Annotated in this window: 2 protein-coding genes; one reads left to right on the forward strand and one right to left on the reverse strand. The window is 35.4% G+C overall.

Going from position 1 to position 821, the window contains the following annotated elements:
• Positions 1 to 420 precede the first annotated feature (420 nt).
• Positions 421 to 543 (forward strand): hypothetical protein, encoded by a 123-nt coding sequence (locus tag HMPREF9304_RS15135; protein ID WP_262502957.1) that lies wholly within the window; start codon positions 421 to 423, stop codon positions 541 to 543.
• A gap of 8 nt (positions 544 to 551) precedes the next feature.
• Here HMPREF9304_RS15135 and HMPREF9304_RS01720 read toward each other — a convergent pair.
• The coding region (locus HMPREF9304_RS01720) for a hypothetical protein (RefSeq protein WP_036926103.1) at positions 552 to 821 on the reverse strand (270 nt) is incomplete at its 5' end.

The raw sequence follows: 821 nt of genomic DNA on the forward strand, positions 1-821 counted from the left end.
CGGGTCGAAGAAACGAAAAATCCTTTAAGGTTGAGAATCGGGATGCCCAGAATAATATTTTGAATTATAAACAACAGGCAAAATGGAAAAGAGTTATATTTTCGTCCTTTATGTAAATGGTAAAATTTGCAAGGCATATAATTGGTTCTGTGAGAATGAAAGAGTAGCACATCTCCAAGCTATAGGTTTATGCGCTGGTGCAAAGACCTTCAAGAAAACGGCAGGCGTACTTATTTATGAATTACGGGAGGACTTAAACTACCATGTGTGCAATAGTGTTGATTTCAGGTCGGGTTGGTATATACTGCATAATAAGTTTTCTTCACATTTGTTGGAAAAGAAATGCAATCTGACGGATGTATTAAAAAAAATAATCATTGAACATTCTATATAATAAACATTAAGAATAAATATAATGATATGAAAAGAATAAAGACAGCAATGGTGACGAATGAAGCGAGAAAAATCGTTGTTGTGTACATACTAAATGAACAGAACGGAGAACCTTACTCGGTTATTCGCTCTGTTCATTGTAAGTGGTAGTAAGAACATTAACGAAAAATGTTGTTAATGTCCCCTCTATTTTCTTTCTTGGGACGAACCTGTCCATGTGTTTCTTCATATTTGCTTATAAGCATGTCAAGTCCCAAACTTATAAGCTCATTTATTTGAACACCTTCTTTTTCTGATATGACACGTATCTTGTTCATGACAGTCTTATCAATGGTGGTGCATATCCTTTCTTTTCCGCCATTTTTCTGAACTGTTGTTGTCTTTGGAGTTGACTCCTCCTTTGAAAAAACAGACGTTGCTGGGCTTGG

Source organism: Hoylesella timonensis S9-PR14 (genome assembly GCF_000762405.1).
Lineage (GTDB): Bacteria > Bacteroidota > Bacteroidia > Bacteroidales > Bacteroidaceae > Prevotella > Prevotella timonensis_A.

What these genes read in the sequence shown, in the direction of transcription:
- HMPREF9304_RS15135 (WP_262502957.1), top strand. Translation starts at nt 421, where the DNA reads ATGAAAAGAATAAAGACAGCAATGGTGACGAATGAAGCGAGAAAAATC.